The organism is Rhodococcus sp. JCM 9793, from assembly GCF_055380405.1.
In genome coordinates, this window is the sequence record NZ_AP043721.1 from 1,882,230 (window position 1) to 1,898,476 (window position 16,247).

Below are 16,247 nucleotides of genomic sequence, written 5' to 3' on the forward strand. Positions count from 1 at the left end.
TTCGCACACCCTGTGGTCGACAAACGGGTGTGCGAACCTCACATCAGGTGTGCAGACCTCAGCGAGCCAACACTGTGCGCAGCACCGCCGCGAAGCCCTCCGGGTCGCCGGGCACGCCGTATCCGTCGCCGGTGAACCCGGCGTGCCCGCCGGGGAACATCGTGAGTTCGACGCCGAGTCGCTTCGCGACCTCCGCTGCCGCGCGAGCGGAGACCTCACCCGTCGACTCCGTGCCCGCCCCGATCACGACGCGGGTCGACGCCTTTGCGAGGGCGTCGAAGTCGGGTTCGTATCCGGTACAGGACTGCAGGTTCTGGCTGAGCAGGGCGTCGTCGCGGGTGCCGTCGTCGTCGGTGGGCATCCCGAACATCGACGGGTCGGGCGCGGGCACGGCGAGGTAGGAGGGCTCCAGCGGCTCCGTCTGCGTCAGCATCATGATGAACTTCGCCATCGCCGGACCCATGCCGCTGCGCTGGTAGGTGGCGTCGATGTCGTCGACCACCGCCTTGATGACTGCGGAGTCGGGCAGCAGCGGGCAGGTGGGCGGTTCGTGCGCGATCAGTGTCCGGACCTGCTCGGGATGTTTCGCGACCAACGCGAGGCTGTTCACCGCGCCGCCGCTGCTGCCGAACAGGTCGACCGGGCCGACGCCGAGTGCCTCGATGAGGCGGTGCAGGTCGTCGGCGTGGAGGTCGGGCGTCGAAAGGCCGGGGGTGTCGCGGGGGCTGCGCATCACGCCGCGAGGGTCGTAGGTGACGACGGGGCGGTCGACGAACTGCGCCGCGAGCGCTGCGAATCCTCCCGCATCCATCGGCGACCCCACGATCAGCAGTGGGGTGCCGGACTTCAGGGAGCCGCGGATGTCGTAGGTGAGGGTGGCGCCGGGAACGTCCAGGGTGGCGGTGGTGACGGGGCGATCGATTGTGGTCATGCCGTGACAGACCGGGGTCGACGACAGAACTCATCGGTCAGGTCCGAGACTGCCCGATCGCGGGTATCGGCCCGCCGATGGCCGATCCCGTAGATACTCGACAAGGACCCCAGTGTTCCGCATCGGAAGGGACGAGCTTGTGACCAGATCCGACAAGGTGGAAATCGATCCGGCGCTGATCGATCTGTACAAGGACCTTCACAGACATCCGGAACTCGGATTCCAGGAACATCGCACCTCTGCCATCGTGGCCGAGCGATTGAATGCTCTCGGGTTCGAGGTCACCACCGGTGTCGGGAAGACCGGAGTGGTCGGGGTGTTGAAGAATGGCGCCGGACCGACCGCATTGCTTCGCGCCGACATGGATGCTCTCCCCGTCCAGGAGGACACCGGCCTCGACTACGCCAGTACCGCTACCGCCGTGGACGAACACGGCGAGACGAAGCCGGTGGCGCACGCGTGCGGTCACGACATGCACATGACGTGCCTGCTCGGCGCAGCGCAGATTCTCTCCACTGATACTGCGAGTTGGTCGGGCACACTGCTCATCGTCTTCCAACCGGCCGAAGAGTTGGGTGCGGGAGCCCAAGCCATGGTCGACGACGGGCTGTTCGACAGGTTCCCCAAACCGGATGTGGTGCTCGGTCAGCATGTGGCGCCGCTTCCGGCAGGCAAGATCGCCGGACATCCCGGTCTCTCGTATGCGGGGTCGGACTCGCTGCGCGTGCGTGTGATCGGCCGAGGTGCGCACGGGTCGATGCCGGAAGCATCCATCGACCCGATCGTCATTGCGGCCGAGGTCGTATTGCGTCTGCAGACGATCATCTCGCGCGAGATCCCGAGCACGGCGACCGCGGTGCTCACGGTCGGTTCCATTCACGCGGGAGATGCGGCCAACGTCATTCCCGGTGAGGTCGTGCTGCAGCTGAACATCCGCAGCTACGACGCGAAGATACGGCAGAAGATCCTCGACAGCGTCGATCGCATTGTTCGAGGTGAGGCTGCGACGGCAGGCGCCCCGGAAGAACCCGAAATCACCTCGATCGAACGTTTCCCGGTGGTCACGAACGATCCCTCCGCGTTGGGCAAGACTCTGGAGGCGTTCGCCACGTGGTTGGGGGAGGACAAGATCCTCGATCCCGGAGCGGGTGCAGGCAGTGAGGACGTCGGAGTCCTCGCCACGAGTGCTGGTGCGCCCCTGGCATATTGGCTGCTCGGAGGTGCGGATCCTTCGGTGTTCACCACGGGCGACATGACGGATCCTGCGCTGCTGAAGGTGCCTTCGAATCACTCGCCGCACTATGCGCCGGTCATCGAACCGACGATGACGATCGGGGTCACGGCATTGGTCACCGCAGCACGAACCTGGTTGCCGACGGCGTAGCGGATTGGCGCCGGTTCGACGAACAGAGCTAGCGGACGACCCTCGCCCAGATGCTCGTCCACGTCCGAGCGTGCGACACCTTCGTCTGCTCGAGCCGCACCTGCTTGCCGCCGGGATAGGAGAACAGGGGTGTGCCGTCGCCGAGGAAGATCGGCACGATGTTCGCCATCACCTCGTCGAGTGCGCCGATCTCGAGACATTGGCGTGCGACATCGGCGCCGAGTATGCCGACGTACTTGTCGCCGGCCGCGGCCTTGGCGGCTGCGAGTCCGGACTCGAGATCGTGGACGACCGTCACTCCCGGCTCCGGCGTGCTCGGGGCCGGATGGTGGGTGAGCAGGAAATAGGGGCCGTCCCACGTCCCGCCGAAGGCGCCCTCGTTCTGGGTTCCGCGGTTGGGGTCGTCCCCTCGGTGGGTGCGATTGCCGACCAGCAGCGCACCGATATCGGCCGCGAGTTCGTCGGTCTCCTCGTCGGGTTCGAAGAACGGTTTCATCCACGACATGTCGCCGCCCGGTCCGGCGATGAAACCGTCCAGCGACATCGTCGCCGAGTACAACACCTTGGCCATGGTTCTCCTTCGTCGAGTGGACCTTGTGCCAGTATCGACTTCAGGAACGGGTGGAAATCATCGTTTCCGGATGCGCGGTCATCGACCGGCAAACCTACGCGTTCTGTGCGCGGCCCCGCCCGATCACGTCCGCACGCCGATCCGCGACGCGGTCGGGTGTGAACGTCTCCAGCCACGCCCGCGACGTCTGCTTCTCGGCCTGCAGGGCCGGGTCGACGACGTGCTCCTCCGCCCGACGGTACGACGCGAGCAGCGTGCGCACACCGGGTTGATCGTTGCCGGCGATCGTCTCCGCAAGCGCGAGTGCAGCGTTCATGAGGGCGTCGTGCTCGACGACCTCGGTGACCAGCCCGGTCCGCAGTGCCTCTTCGGCATCGACGAAGTTCCCCGACAAGCTCATCCGTCGCGCGAACCCGCGTCCCACCGCTGCGGGCAGGCGCGACGTGAGGCCCCACCCGGGGAGTACACCGACACGGGCGTGAGTGTCGGCGAATCGTGCTCGCTCCGAGGCGATGAGGATGTCGCACGCGAGTGCGAGTTCGAGGCCGCCGGTGATCGCGGCGCCGTTGATCGTGCCGATGATCGGTTTCGACAGCGGCAGCCACGGATGTCCGGCGGGAATGCTCTCGTCCTCGACCTTCAGGAGGGTGTTGCCACCCGATCCGAGTTCCTGCAGATCGAGGCCCGCGCAGAAGGCCGGGTCGGAGCCGGTGAGGATCACGACGCTGGTCTGCTCGTCGGCGTCCGCAGCGGCGAGCTCGGTGCGAAGTGTGTCGATGAGGGCCGAGCTGAGTGCGTTGCGCTGCTGCGGGCGGTTGAACGTGAGAATCCGGACGGGTCCACGCTGTTCGACGAGCAGGATCGATTCCGTCACGAAGTCTCCTCAGTGTTCTCGGGTCGGAGTGTGTTCTCCGGTGTGGTCCGCACTCTGTCTACCCGACTCGCGGCGTTCGGCGCCATCGGGGCCGGGCAGCTCGCGGAGCACCTCCAGTACCCGGTGGACTGCGGGTGCGGGGTTGTCGCGTCGCCACGCGAGGGCGATCGGGAGGACCGGGCCGCCGTCGAGCGGGATGTACTGCACGCCGTCCACGGTGATGTGCGCGGTCGACGCGACAACCACCGCTATTCCGACACCCGCGCCGACGAGGGCGAGGAGGCTGTAGGGGTCGGGGGCTTCACGCGCGATCACCGGCGCGAACCCTGCCGATGCGCACACGGTGAAGGTTGCGTCGCGCACGATCGAGCCGTGCGCAGCGGGGTAGATGACCAGGCGTTCGCCTGCGAGATCTGCGGGATCGAGCGAATCGCGGTGTGCAAAGCGATGCCCTGCCGGCACCGCGACCAGGAGCGACTCGTGACGCACCGTCTCGGTGTCGAACTCGTCGGTGACGGGGAGACCCACGATGCCCATGTCGAGCAGCCCGCGTGAGACGGAGTCGCGGACCCTGCCCGAATACGTCTGTGGCCGCAGGTCCAATTCGATCCCGGGATGGCGATCGGCGAGCGCGCGAGTCAGTTCGGACAGGACGGCGTAGCCGCTCGCGCCTCCGAAGCCGACGCTGACCACGCCGGTTTCACCGGCAGCGGTCGAGCGCACCACAGTGCGCGCGACATCGATCTGCGCTGCGATCACCCGTGCGGGAGCGAGTAGTGCCGTCCCTGCTGCGGTGAGCTGCACTGATCTGGTGGTGCGCGCGAACAACTGTGCGCCCAGTTCTCGTTCGAGGGCGCGGATCATCTGGCTGAGCGGCGACTGTGCGATGTGCAGACGTTCCGCAGCGCGGCCGAAATGCAGTTCCTCGGCCACCGCGAGGAATGCCTGTATCTGACGAAGTTCCATATCGCCCCAACTCAGTGAATTATCCACATAATCATGTCTGATTAGGTCTTGGACATTACACGGTAGTGACCGCGATAGTGATACATGCCTCATTCATCTGCGGACTCGGCCCGCACGACACGCCCCCGGAGTGCATCGTGAACCCACCCCCAGAGCCCGTCGCGCACGACACCAAGGCCGCGCGCCGCGCCGGTGTCACCGCCTTCGTCGGCACCACCATCGAGTGGTTCGACTTCTACATCTACGGCACGGCCTCCGCGCTGGTGCTGGGCGCCCTGTTCTTCCCTCAGGTTTCTCCCGCGGTCGGCACACTCGCCGCCTTCGCGACCTTCGCAGTCGGGTTCATCGCCCGACCGCTCGGCGGCGTCATCTTCGGTCACTTCGGCGACAAGTTCGGGCGTAAGAACGCGGTCATCACCACCCTCGCGATCATGGGCATCGGAACCGTCGGTGTGGGCCTGCTGCCGACCTACAGCCAGATCGGTATCTGGGCGCCCATCCTTCTCGTCCTGCTTCGAGTGCTGCAGGGTATCGCGATGGGGGGCGAGTGGGGAGGCGCCGTCCTCATCGCCACGGAATTCGCCCCGCCGCGTAAGAAGATTCTCTACGGAGCCTTTGCGCAGCAAGGGTCGCCGGTCGGGAACCTCCTTGCGACGGTGGCGTTCCTGGGGTTGACCGCGATGTCCGACGCGGCCTTCGAAGGATGGGGCTGGCGCATCCCGTTCGTGGCGTCCGCCGCGCTGGTCATCGTGGCCCTCTACATTCGGCTGCGGATCGAGGAGACGCCCGAGATGCAGGTGGCAGCGGCATCTCAGGAGAAGAAGCGCGTCCCGCTCGCGGAAGTGTTCCGGTTCCACAAGCTTCCGATGGTCCTCGGAGTGGGCGCGGTCGTCGCGGGTGTCGCCATCACCTACGTCAAGACGACCTTCGCACTCTCCTGGGCCACGACAGATCTCGGATTCGACCGGGGCGACTTCCTGCTCGTCATCACGATCGCGCTCGTTGCTCAGGTGATCGTGCAGCCGTTCGGTGCGATCCTCGCAACCAGGATCGACGTGCGTCGGGCAGTGCTGTGGATGCTGATCCCCGAACTGGTCGTCCTGCCGCTGATGTTCGTGCTCATCCAAACCGGTTCGCTCACCTGGGCGATCATCGGCATGGTCCTCGCGACGGCTCCGCACGCGATGTACTACGCGGCGCTGGCAGGCATCCTCGCGCAGGTGTTCCCCACCCACATCCGTTACACGGGCATCTCACTGTCGTACCAGCTGTCGACGGCGCTCTTCGCGGGTACCGCTCCGATGGTCAGTCAGTTCCTGCTCAGCCGCACCGGCTCGATCTGGCCGGTCGTCGGACTCGGACTCGGATACGTCCTGCTCTCGATGATCTGCATGACGGCGCTGTTGCGCCGGTCGGCCACCCGCTCCGATACCGAGGCCGACCCTGCGCCATCGCGCACCTCCGCTGTCGCGCACTGAGAACCACCTTCGAAAGGACGCTGATGAACTACGCACACGAGGATCCCGCCCTCCGGTCGGTGGTCGACCGGTGGATCGACGACTCCGACCGGGCACTGACCGACCGTCTGCTCGACCGCCTCGGCGCCGACGCCGCACAAAGACTCGACGCACTCGCCGCCACGGCGAACGCGAACCCGCCGACGCTGCGCCAGTACGACCGCGACGGCAATCGCATCGACACCATCGACTACCACCCCGCCTATGTGGAACTGTGCCGCGCCGCATACTCCGAATACGGACTCTCCGCCCTGTCGCACCGCCCGGTCCACGGCTGGACCGACGTACCGCCGCATCTCGTCAAGTACCTCGCGTCATACCTGTTCGTGCAGGCGGAGTTCGGGCTCGCATGCCCGGTGTCGATGACCGACGCCGCTGCCCGCACGCTGCGCATGTTCGGCGACCCCGATGTGTTCGGCCCGTTCGTCGACGGACTGACGTCCACCGACGTCGACACGTCGCTGACCGGCGCGATGTTCATGACGGAGACCCAGGCCGGCACCGACATCGCCAAGACCGAGACCCGAGCCGAATTCGACGGCACCGCATGGCGGTTGACCGGACACAAATGGTTCACCTCCAACCCGGACGCCGACGTCATCGTCACCCTCGCCCGATTCCCCGACGGCCCGGAGAACTCCACGCGCGGAGTCGGAATGTTCATGCTGCCCAAGCACCTTCCCGACGGTAGCCGCAACTCGTACACGATCGACCGGCTCAAGGACAAGCTCGGCACCCGTTCGATGCCCAGCGGCGAGGTCACCCTCGACGGCGCGTACGCGCTGCAGGTAGGCGACCTCGACCGCGGGTTCCGGCAGATGACCGAGATGCTCAACACGTCCCGTCTGTCCAACGCAATGCGCTCGAGCGCCCTGATGCGCCGCGCCGTTCGCGACGCGGTCGCGCACACCCGCGATCGAGAGGTGTTCGGCACGCCTCTGTTCGACCAGCCACTCATGCGTGCCACCCTGCTGCCGCTGCTGCTCGACGCCGAGGGCGCCCTCGCCGTCGTCGCTTACGCCGGTGCCACCCTCGACCTCGCCGACCACGGCGACGAGCAGGCCAAGGCCGTCGTCCGGATCCTCACCCCCGTCGCAAAGCATTACATCTGCAAGCGGGCGCGAACCGTCACCGGCGAGGCGATGGAAGTGCGCGGTGGGTGCGGCTACATCGAGGACTGGGCGTTCGCGCGTCTCGTCCGCGACTCGCACCTTGGTTCCATCTGGGAGGGCTCGAGCAACGTCATTGCTCTCGACGTCCTGCGGTCCATGCGCAAGAGCGGCGCGCATCGTGCCCTTGCCGCGGCGCAGCGCGCGCTGCTCGACGCGGCGTCGTCGGAGTGCGCGCCGGCCGTCGCAGCGCTGCGCGATCGCTGGGATGCGCTCGAAGCGCGGGGTGAGGAACTTCTCGCCGGCGACGACGTGCGCGCCCAAACCTTGTGTGCCACTTACGCTGATGATCTGGCGCGGACCGTGATGGCCACGCTGCTCGTCGACCTCGCGTCGCACGGCGTCGAGCGCGGTCGCGGACACCGGTCGCTGCTCGTCGCCAACGCCTATCTCACCGGGCTCAGCGGCGAACCGAACGCCGTTGCGCTCGCATATCTCGGTGCCGTCGTCGACGGCACCGACATCGACCCGTCCGTCGCGCGCGCTGCGGCACCGGACGCACTGGCAGGAGTCCTGCAATGACCGAGAACCCGACCACCGGACCGGCCCCGCTCGCCGGCGTCAAGGTGGTGGATCTGTCGAAGATCCTCGCCGGGCCGTACGCGACGATGTCGTTCGCCGACCTCGGGGCCGACGTCACCAAGGTCGAGCACCCCGAAGGCGGCGACCCGACGCGGATGTGGGGCCCGCCCTTCGTCGGCGACGACGCCACCTACTATCTCGCCGTCAACCGCGGCAAGAAGTCGGTTACCCTCGACCTGAAATCCGAGGAAGGTCAGCGGATCGTCCACCGCATGCTCGAGGACGCCGACGTCGTCGTCGAGAACTTCAAGCCGGGCAGCGGACTGCAGAAGATCTTCGACTACCGCGCACTGTCGGAACGGCACCCGCACCTCGTCGTCCTGCACATCTCCGCGTTCGGCGACGAAGGACCCCTGTCCGACCAGCCGGGCTACGACATGGTGGCCCAGGCTGCGGGCGGGTTGATGTCGCTGACCGGTGAACCCGGCGGCGCGCCCATGAAGTCCGGCTACGCGATGGGTGACCTCGGTGCGGCGCTGTTCGGTGTGATCGGTGTGCTCGCGGCGCTGGTCGAACGCGGCCGTACCGGTCGCGGCCAGTACGTCACCACGTCGCTGTTCGAATGCCAGCTCGCGATGCACGTGAACTGGGCGACCAATTTTTTCGCGACGCGTCAACGCCCGCATGCGATGGGGTCCGCACACCCGAATCTCGCGCCGTACCAGGCTTATCCCGCGAGCGACGGCTACTTCGTCGTCGCGGTCGGCAACGACGGGCTGTGGGACAACCTGTGCACGGCGATGGGACGTCCGGAGTTGGCGACGGACCCGCGGTTCGTGCGCAACCGTCACCGCATCGAGAACCGTGACGCGCTCGAACAGGTGCTCACCGAAGTGTTCTCGGCGAACACCGTCGAATATTGGTGCCGCGTGCTCGAGGAGAACGCAGTGCCCGTCTCGCCGATCCGGCATCTCGACGAGATCTACAGCGACCCGCACACCGCCGCGATCGGCATGATCGGCACCGTCGACCACACATCGGGCCCGCTCGAACAGATCGCCTTCCCCGTCAACTTCGGGGGAGTGCGGCCACCGTTGCGTTCCGCACCGCCTCTGCACGGTGAGCACACCGACGACGTGCTGGGAAGGTACCGCACGGCCTCCGTCTGACATTTGTCATCGTGATCTTGTGACAGCTGGGGATCGCGGCGCGCCGCGATCCCCAGCAGACTTCTGACCATGAAGAACACAGATGCCGCAGCCATCGAGCTGCGTGACGTCGTCAAGAGTTTCCGGCCTCGAGGCGGCGACGAAGTGCACGCCGTCGACCACCTCGACCTGACCGTGCAGCGCGGCGAAGTCGTCGCGCTACTCGGCCCCAACGGTGCAGGGAAGACCACCACCCTCGACATGGTGCTGGGCTTCACCGAACCCACCGAGGGGGTGGTGACAGTGTTCGGGAAACCACCACGCCATGCCATCGCCGCAGGCCAGGTGTCCGCTGTGCTCCAGACCGGCGGGTTGCTGCGCGACCTCACCGTCCGCGAGACGGTGGAGATGATCGCGTCGACGTTCCCGACGCACCGCGACGTCGACGAGGTCATCGAACGGGCCGGGGTCACCACGATCGCGGGCCGGATGGTGTCGAAATGTTCCGGTGGTGAACAGCAGCGGCTGCGCTTCGCTCTCGCCCTGCTGCCCGACCCCGACCTGATCGTCCTCGACGAACCGACCGCCGGGATGGACGTCGGCGCCCGCCGCGACTTCTGGGCGACCATGCACGCCGAAGCCGACGCCGGACGCACCGTAGTCTTCGCCACCCATTACCTCGAAGAAGCCGACTCGTTCGCCGACCGTATCGTCATGGTCGCCGGGGGACGCCTCGTCGCCGACGGCCCCACCTCCGAGATCCGTGCGCTCGCCACGGGAAGGATGGTGTCCGCGGACATCGCGCACGGACGCGAAGACCATGTGCGTGCGGCGCTGGCGTCGCACCCGGGTGTCGCCGACATCTCCATGATGGGCAATCGAATCGAGATCCGCGCAACCGATTCCGACGACGTGGCCCGCACACTTCTGGTCGATCTGGGTGCCACCAACCTCGAAATCACGGGCGGATCACTCGAAACCGCATTCCTCACACTCACCGAGAAGGTTCCGGCATGACCACCACATTCATCCGCCTCGAATTGCGCCGCAAGTTCCGCGATTACATCAGCGTCTTCTTCATCGCGATCCTGCCCGCGTTCTTCTATCTGATCTTCGGTGCATCGCAGTCGTACGCATCCGAATCGGCCGGCCACGGCAACGTCGCCATGTACATCATGATTTCGATGGCTGCGTACGGCGCCGTCACCGCGACCACCGGCATCGGCGGAATGGCTGCGGTCGAGCGCATGCAGGGGTGGGGGCGGCAACTCGGTCTGACGCCGCTGACAGACGCCGGGTTCGTCGCGATGAAAGCGACCGTCGCGCTGGTGTTCGCCGCGATCCCCATCGCACTGATCTTCATCCTCGGCGTGTTCACCGGTGCCTCGGGCGAGTGGAGCGCGTGGATTCTCAGTTCGATCGCAGTGCTCGTCGGTGCGGCCGTGTTCTCCGTCTACGGACTGATGTTCGGCCTGGCATTCCGATCGGAAGCGGCCGTGGGCGCCGCGAGCGGCAGCTTGGTGGTCCTCGCATTCCTGGGCAACATCTTCATCCCACTGTCGGGCACGATGCTCGCCATCGCGAAGTTCACCCCGCTCTACGGCTACGTGGCACTCGCCCGGTACCCGCTGACCGAGGGCGTCCTGATCGACAGCAGCGGCAACCCCCTACCTGCCGAGCCGCTGTGGGTACCGATGCTTAACTTGTCGGTGTGGGCAGTGATCTTCGTGATGCTCTCGACATACCTGGTGAAGCGAGGACGGGGTCGGCAGTGACAGTGGGTGGACGGACCGACGAGGACCCGTGGGCCAGATTCGGATGGTTCATGGCAACCGTCTGGCTCCTCTTTCTGATCTACCCGCTGGCGGAGGTACTGACCACAGGGTCGGCCCTCGGCAAGACACTCGGCACCGCGGGCGTCGCCGCGTTCGCGCTCGTCTACATCCACGGATTCCGTGCCCTCTACGCAGGGCAGGGCTCCCCGAAGCGTGTCGCCGCCATCCACCTTCCGCTACTGGTGCTCCTGATCTGCGCAGTGAGCCTGCACATCGGGACGGGCGCACTGGGCATGGGCGCATTCGTGGTGTCGTTCGCGATGTTCTCGCTGACGCTGGTGCCCAGGATGGCCGTCCTGGTCGTGACCGCCGGCGTCTGCCTGCTGGTGCCGTGGCTCAACGGCACCTTCCGCGACGACTTCTTCTACACGCTGATCGTCGTGCTGGTGGGTGCGATCACCGCGGTGATCCGCGCCGTCGGCGACCGTGACGACGAGTACACCGCGCTGCGCAACGAACTCGTGATCGCCGACGAACGCGACCGCGTCGCCCGCGACGTGCACGACGTCCTCGGACACAGCCTCACCGCAGTCACCGTGAAGGCCGAACTCGCCGAACGCCTCATCGATCTCGACCCGGAACGTGCCAAAGCCGAACTCGCCGCGATCCGCGCGCTCACACGCGAAGCACTCGGCGAAGTACGGGCCACCGTCACCGGGCTGCGTGTCGCGCGTCTCGCCGACGAACTCGATCGTGCCCGAACCGCACTCGACGACGCCGGGATCCACGTCGAACTGCGCGGCGACGCGTCGGTCGTCGACCCCCGATACCGTCTCGTACTCGGCTGGGTGCTGCGGGAAGCAGTCACCAACGTGGTCCGGCACAGCAACTCCCGCACCTGTGTGATCGCCCTCGGCGGAGAATCGTTGAGCGTCGTCGACGACGGCGTGGGCATCGACGGCAGCCGCGACGGCAACGGCCTGAGAGGCATCCGCGACCGGGTTCGTTCGGCCGGCGGGAAATTCGCTGTCGGAGCCGCAACCGACGGCACGGGCACAGAACTGAAAGTGGTATTCGGATGATTCGTGTGTTGCTGGCCGATGACCAGGCACTCGTCCGCGGTGCGTTGGCGGCGTTGCTCGGCCTCGAGGGCGACATCGACGTCGTCGCCGAAGTGGGCAGAGGCGACGAAGTTCTCGACGCGGCACGCTCGAGCAACGCCGAGGTGTGCCTGCTCGACATCGAAATGCCGGGACTCGACGGCATCGCCGTCGCCGGGAAACTCGCTCGCGAACTCCCCGACGTGCGGTCGCTGATCGTCACCACCTTCGGTCGCCCCGGCTATCTGCGCTCCGCGCTCGAAGCGGGTGCGTCGGGGTTCGTCGTCAAGGACACGCCCGCCACCGAACTCGCCGAAGCGGTGAGGCGAGTTCGGCGAGGCGAACGTGTCGTGGATCCGGCCCTGGCCGCCGAGTCCATTGCCGGAGGCAACAATCCCCTCACCGACCGCGAACGCGATGTGCTGCGCGCGGCGTTGGACGGGGTGCCCGTCGCCGCGATCGCGAGCGTAGTGCACCTGTCGCAGGGGACGGTGCGCAACTACCTGTCGTCGGCGATCGGGAAGACGGGCACGACGACGAGGGTGGAAGCGGCACGGCGCGCCCAGCAGAACGGGTGGATCTGAGCCGGATCACTCCGCTACGTGTTGCGGCCACCGTTGACACCGATGATCTGGCCGGTGATGTAGCTCGCGCCGTCGCTGACGAGGAACGCGGTGGTGGCCGCGATGTCTTCCGCCGTCCCGACACGACCCACCGGCGTGCGCGCGATCTGGTCTTCCACCGAGATCAGGCCCTGACCTGCGTGGTCGCGCATCATCGGAGTGTCGATGAATCCCGGGGGGATCGTGTTGACGGTGATGCCGTGCTTCGAGAATTCGAGCGCGAGCGACTTCGTCAGACCGATCACCGCCGACTTCGACGACACGTACGCCGACATTCCCGCTACTCCGCTGTGTGCGCTCGATGACGAGATGTTCACGATCCGGCCCCACCCGGAGTCGATCATGTGCGGCAGCACGGCCTGGCAGCAGTCGAAGGTACCCGTGAGGTTGACGGCGTGCACCGTGTCCCACACCTCGCGGGTGACCTCGAGGGCCGGTCCGGCGATGGTGACACCCGCGCTGTTGACGAGGATCTGCGGGACGCCCAGCCGGGTCTTCACTTCGTCGACGCCGGCGTCGATGGCGGCGCGGTCGGTCACGTCGACCGGCACCCCGATGGCGGTTCCGCCCTCTGCTTCGATCTGCGCTGCAGCAGCTTTCGCGCTGTCACCGTCGCGGTCGAAGAAGGCCACCGCATGGCCTTCGGCGGCGAGTCGACGCCCGATGGCGAGGCCGATACCGGATCCTCCGCCGGTGACGATGGCTGTGCGGGGTTTCTGTGATGCGGTCATGTTCCAACCTTCGGTAGGTTTCGTGGGAATTCATCGGTGTAGCAGGACGGTCAGAGTCGGCGGGCGGCGTTCTCTCCCTCCCAGATCGCGTTGAAGATCCGCCGCGGTGCGTGTGCGTCTCCGACGAGATGAACGTCGATGTCGCTGCCCTCGAGGTCGCGGGCCAACCGATCGTCGGCGGCGTTGCCGAGAATCAGCACGACCGCGTCGACGTCCGTCAGTGTCGAGGGCTCGGAGGTGAACACGTCGGTGAGGGTGACGGTGTCGCCGTCGATCTCCGCGACCTCCACATGCGGTGTGAACGTGACCCCGGCGCGACGCAACCGGCCGAACGCGAACGGGAGGTCGTGGGCATCGGCGAAAGCGTGCCCGAGCTGCGGATACTGCGACACGATGTGCACGGGGTGGCGTCGTTCGAGCAGATACTCGGCGGTGATGAAGGCCTGCCGGTCGCCGGTGTCGTCGACGAGGAGGATGCGGTGGGGGAGTTCGGCGCGACCGCTCAGCACCTCCGCCGGCGTGTACACATTCCACTGATCGGAGCCGGGCAGAGAACCACCGGCCCACAGATCTGGGTGCCGCGCGGTCCACCCGTGTCGCAACGGTGTCGAGCCGGTTGCGATCACCGCGGCCTCGAACCTGTCCGCGAGCTCGTCCGCCGTGACGCGGTGACCGAGTTCGACCTTGACGCCGGTCTCGGCGAGTTGTGTGGCGAGCCAGTCGGTGACACCCGACCACTCGCGATACGGCTCGGCTGCGGCGATCCATCGCACCTGACCGCCCAGCGTGGAATCCTGCTCGAAAAGTGTGACCGCATGGCCCAATTCGTGGGCAGTCAAGGCGGCGCGCAATCCTGCGGGGCCGCCGCCCACGACGGCGACGGTACGGCGTGGCCTCGGCCGGGCGTCGTCGCCGTCGAACTCCTTCTCGCGACCCACCTTCGGATTGTGGATGCACGAGAGCGGACCGCGCGCGAACGACGCGACGCACCAGTTCGATCCGATGCACGGACGAATCGAATCCGGTTCGCCCCGCTGGGCCTTCTCCGTCCACATCGGGTCGGCGATGAGCTGACGCGCCATACCGACGAACTGCGCTTTGCCGGTGGCGAGAACATCCTCGGCCATCTCGGGAGTGGTGATGCGCCCGACGGCCGTCACCGGCACCGAGACTGCCCGGGTGATCGCGGCGGTGTCGGCGAGTTCGTATCCGGCGGGGCGCGCAGTCGACGTTCCGTAGATCTGCATCCGATCCAGATACGTGCCCTGGCTGGTCGAGATGTAGTCGATGCCGTCGCCATCGATGACTTGTGCGATCCGGACCCAGTCGGCGTTGGTGAGACCACCCGACATGTCACCGTCGTTGCTGTTCAGCCGGATTCCGAGGATCCGGTCCGCCGGAACTTTGCGACGGACCTGCTCTACGATCCGTCGTACGATCCGAATCCGGTTCTCGAAGGAACCTCCGTACTCGTCGGTCCGGTGATTGGTTGCCGGCGACAGGAATTGGCCCAGCAGGTAACCGTGGGCGAGGCCGTGCACCTCGATCCCGTCGACACCGCCCTCGATCGCATACTCCGCGGCCCGTGCATAATGCTCCACCAGTTCGTCGATCTCGCGGCGGTTCATCTCGTGCGGGATCTCGCGGTAGACGGTGTCGGGTATCGCGCTCGGGGCCCAGGTCGGCAGGCGCGAGATGACGCCGTCGGTCTGGCGTCCTCGATGCCACAGTTGGGCCAGCAGCAGTGTTCCGTGCGGGTGGACCGCGTCGGCGACCTTCCGGTAGCTGTCGACGACGGCCTCGTCGTAGGCGTGGATGACCCCGCGCCGCGGCTGGGTGGTCGGGTGCACCGCCATCGCTTCCATGGTGATCACACCGACACCACCGCGGGCGCGCGCCGCGTAGTAGTCGGCGCTCGCGTCGGCGAACGTGCCGTCGGTGGAGAACTCGGTGGCGTGGGCCGTCATCCAGATGCGGTTGCGGGCCGTGCGCGGCCCCAGCGCGATCGGCGAGAACAGGGTGGGGTAGGCGTGCATGGTCAGTGCTGCTCCAGTAACTGTCCGTATCCCTCGACACGATCGGTGATCCCGTTGCTGCGCAATGCATGCCAGTAGGTCGCGGTGTTCACTGCGATCACCGGGAGGCCGAGTCGCTGCTCGGCGTCGGCAGCGATGCGGCCGGCGCACATGTTGGCGCCGAACTGGACGAGTGCGCGGGGCCGGGTCGCGGCGAGGTCGGCGAAACCGCGTTCGACGGTCTCCTGCGAGATGTGCGCGATCCCCACCGCGCTGGGAGCGCGCAGGTGGATGGCGTCGTGCAGCCGGTAGCCGCAGGTCTCGACGAAGGTCTTCAGGTGGCCCTCGGATACCGGTTGATAGGGGGTGAGCAGTGCGATGGGCCCGTCGTCGACCCCCACGGCGCGCAACGCAGTGGGTATCGCTTCACCGGCGTGGATGAGCCGCAGGTCGTGGCCGAACTTGTCGCGGAGTCGCTGTTGGATCGCTTCGCCGGCCTTCGGGTCGCCGTAGACCGATTCGATCGAGACGCCGAGGACGATGCAGTCGGGTTTGCAGGTCAGGACGCGTTCCACGGCGTCGTCGACCCCGCGGTCGATGTCGCGGACGAGTTCCTCGAAGTCGTCGTCGTCGGAGGTGACGCGGTCGGGGATGTGGATGCGGCCGATGTGGTTGGTGACGCCGCGGGGTCGCATGTCGTCGTATTCGGGTTGGACGATGGTGTTCACCGACGGCGTGACCACCCCGAGTTTGAGTCTGAAGCCCAGTGCGTCGGTCATGCCGATCTCCCGTGTGTCGTCGAATGGACGTTTGCCGCAAACGCCGCCCATTCCTGCATACACCCCGACGTCTATCCTCGCAAGGATTGCATGTATGGATGAAAACCCTTATATTGCATGAAGTTCCCTTCGCGATGCTGGT

General features: G+C 66.6%; 15 protein-coding genes. 8 read left to right on the forward strand and 7 right to left on the reverse strand.

Features of this window, described 5'->3' with window-relative positions:
* Nucleotides 1-58: 58 nt before the first annotated feature.
* A complete protein-coding gene (locus tag ACZ46K_RS10975) occupies nt 59-931 on the reverse strand; it encodes an alpha/beta fold hydrolase (protein WP_464748199.1) in 873 nt (290 codons plus the stop codon).
* 139 nt (nt 932-1,070) lie between these two features.
* On the opposite strand from ACZ46K_RS10975, the gene ACZ46K_RS10980 reads away from it, so the two are divergent.
* Nucleotides 1,071-2,315: an amidohydrolase gene (locus tag ACZ46K_RS10980; RefSeq protein ID WP_464748201.1), complete on the forward strand. Its 1,245-nt coding sequence runs from the start codon at nt 1,071-1,073 to the stop codon at nt 2,313-2,315.
* Nucleotides 2,316-2,343: 28 nt separating this feature from the next.
* Here the strand turns inward: ACZ46K_RS10980 and ACZ46K_RS10985 are convergent, their stop codons facing one another.
* The 3 genes from ACZ46K_RS10985 to ACZ46K_RS10995 all read right to left on the reverse strand — a co-directional run bounded on the left by ACZ46K_RS10985 (nt 2,344) and on the right by ACZ46K_RS10995 (nt 4,726).
* Nucleotides 2,344-2,886 carry a dihydrofolate reductase family protein gene (locus ACZ46K_RS10985; protein WP_378490658.1) on the reverse strand — a complete coding sequence of 181 codons (543 nt, stop codon included), beginning with the start codon at nt 2,884-2,886 and terminating at the stop codon, nt 2,344-2,346.
* Nucleotides 2,887-2,980: 94 nt separating this feature from the next.
* The gene (locus ACZ46K_RS10990; protein ID WP_464748203.1) at nt 2,981-3,760 is read right to left on the reverse strand and encodes an enoyl-CoA hydratase; all 780 of its coding nucleotides are present in this window, start codon (nt 3,758-3,760) and stop codon (nt 2,981-2,983) included.
* 9 nt (nt 3,761-3,769) lie between these two features.
* Entirely contained in the window at nt 3,770-4,726 is a 957-nt protein-coding gene (locus tag ACZ46K_RS10995; protein WP_464749286.1) for a LysR substrate-binding domain-containing protein, read from the reverse strand.
* 137 nt (nt 4,727-4,863) lie between these two features.
* Here ACZ46K_RS10995 and ACZ46K_RS11000 point away from each other — a divergent pair, with 137 nt between their 5' ends.
* The 7 genes from ACZ46K_RS11000 (at nt 4,864) to ACZ46K_RS11030 (ending at nt 12,541) form a co-directional block, all read left to right on the forward strand.
* Nucleotides 4,864-6,204 (forward strand): MFS transporter, encoded by a 1,341-nt coding sequence (locus ACZ46K_RS11000; RefSeq protein WP_464748205.1) that lies wholly within the window; start codon nt 4,864-4,866, stop codon nt 6,202-6,204.
* Nucleotides 6,205-6,227: 23 nt separating this feature from the next.
* Nucleotides 6,228-7,934, forward strand: a complete 1,707-nt coding sequence (locus ACZ46K_RS11005; protein ID WP_464748206.1) for an acyl-CoA dehydrogenase family protein — start codon at nt 6,228-6,230, stop codon at nt 7,932-7,934.
* Nucleotides 7,931-9,103, forward strand: coding sequence for a CaiB/BaiF CoA transferase family protein (locus tag ACZ46K_RS11010; RefSeq protein ID WP_054810431.1), 1,173 nt, complete (start codon nt 7,931-7,933; stop codon nt 9,101-9,103). Before ACZ46K_RS11005 ends, ACZ46K_RS11010 begins: the two co-directional genes overlap by 4 nt.
* A 69-nt stretch (nt 9,104-9,172) precedes the next feature.
* Entirely contained in the window at nt 9,173-10,099 is a 927-nt protein-coding gene (locus ACZ46K_RS11015) for an ABC transporter ATP-binding protein (RefSeq protein WP_054810430.1), read from the forward strand.
* On the forward strand, nt 10,096-10,857 hold the full coding sequence (locus ACZ46K_RS11020; protein ID WP_464748207.1) for an ABC transporter permease: 762 nt from the start codon (nt 10,096-10,098) through the stop codon (nt 10,855-10,857). Before ACZ46K_RS11015 ends, ACZ46K_RS11020 begins: the two co-directional genes overlap by 4 nt.
* 50 nt (nt 10,858-10,907) lie before the next feature.
* Nucleotides 10,908-11,939 carry a sensor histidine kinase gene (locus ACZ46K_RS11025; RefSeq protein ID WP_464748209.1) on the forward strand — a complete coding sequence of 344 codons (1,032 nt, stop codon included), beginning with the start codon at nt 10,908-10,910 and terminating at the stop codon, nt 11,937-11,939.
* Nucleotides 11,936-12,541: a response regulator gene (locus tag ACZ46K_RS11030; RefSeq protein ID WP_054807104.1), complete on the forward strand. Its 606-nt coding sequence runs from the start codon at nt 11,936-11,938 to the stop codon at nt 12,539-12,541. The genes ACZ46K_RS11025 and ACZ46K_RS11030 overlap by 4 nt, the downstream gene beginning before the upstream one ends.
* A 14-nt stretch (nt 12,542-12,555) precedes the next feature.
* Here ACZ46K_RS11030 and ACZ46K_RS11035 read toward each other — a convergent pair whose 3' ends face one another.
* Genes ACZ46K_RS11035 through ACZ46K_RS11045 form a run of 3 tightly spaced genes read right to left on the reverse strand, consistent with a single transcriptional unit; the run spans nt 12,556 to nt 16,105 of the window.
* Nucleotides 12,556-13,311 (reverse strand): SDR family NAD(P)-dependent oxidoreductase, encoded by a 756-nt coding sequence (locus ACZ46K_RS11035; RefSeq protein ID WP_464748212.1) that lies wholly within the window; start codon nt 13,309-13,311, stop codon nt 12,556-12,558.
* 50 nt (nt 13,312-13,361) lie between these two features.
* Entirely contained in the window at nt 13,362-15,347 is a 1,986-nt protein-coding gene (locus ACZ46K_RS11040) for an oxidoreductase (protein ID WP_464748214.1), read from the reverse strand.
* Between the two features lie 2 nt (nt 15,348-15,349).
* Nucleotides 15,350-16,105 carry a maleate cis-trans isomerase family protein gene (locus ACZ46K_RS11045; protein ID WP_054806186.1) on the reverse strand — a complete coding sequence of 252 codons (756 nt, stop codon included), beginning with the start codon at nt 16,103-16,105 and terminating at the stop codon, nt 15,350-15,352.
* Between the last annotated feature and the right edge of the window lie 142 nt (nt 16,106-16,247).

Coding starts and splice junctions, on each gene's coding strand:
- ACZ46K_RS11025 (WP_464748209.1), top strand. CDS start 10,908: ATGGCAACCGTCTGGCTCCTCTTTCTGATCTACCCGCTGGCGGAGGTA.
- ACZ46K_RS10985 (WP_378490658.1), bottom strand. CDS start 2,886: ATGGCCAAGGTGTTGTACTCGGCGACGATGTCGCTGGACGGTTTCATC.
- ACZ46K_RS11005 (WP_464748206.1), top strand. CDS start 6,228: ATGAACTACGCACACGAGGATCCCGCCCTCCGGTCGGTGGTCGACCGG.
- ACZ46K_RS10975 (WP_464748199.1), bottom strand. CDS start 931: ATGACCACAATCGATCGCCCCGTCACCACCGCCACCCTGGACGTTCCC.
- ACZ46K_RS10995 (WP_464749286.1), bottom strand. CDS start 4,726: ATGGAACTTCGTCAGATACAGGCATTCCTCGCGGTGGCCGAGGAACTG.
- ACZ46K_RS11035 (WP_464748212.1), bottom strand. CDS start 13,311: ATGACCGCATCACAGAAACCCCGCACAGCCATCGTCACCGGCGGAGGA.
- ACZ46K_RS11020 (WP_464748207.1), top strand. CDS start 10,096: ATGACCACCACATTCATCCGCCTCGAATTGCGCCGCAAGTTCCGCGAT.
- ACZ46K_RS11010 (WP_054810431.1), top strand. CDS start 7,931: ATGACCGAGAACCCGACCACCGGACCGGCCCCGCTCGCCGGCGTCAAG.
- ACZ46K_RS11045 (WP_054806186.1), bottom strand. CDS start 16,105: ATGACCGACGCACTGGGCTTCAGACTCAAACTCGGGGTGGTCACGCCG.
- ACZ46K_RS11030 (WP_054807104.1), top strand. CDS start 11,936: ATGATTCGTGTGTTGCTGGCCGATGACCAGGCACTCGTCCGCGGTGCG.
- ACZ46K_RS11040 (WP_464748214.1), bottom strand. CDS start 15,347: ATGCACGCCTACCCCACCCTGTTCTCGCCGATCGCGCTGGGGCCGCGC.
- ACZ46K_RS11015 (WP_054810430.1), top strand. CDS start 9,173: ATGAAGAACACAGATGCCGCAGCCATCGAGCTGCGTGACGTCGTCAAG.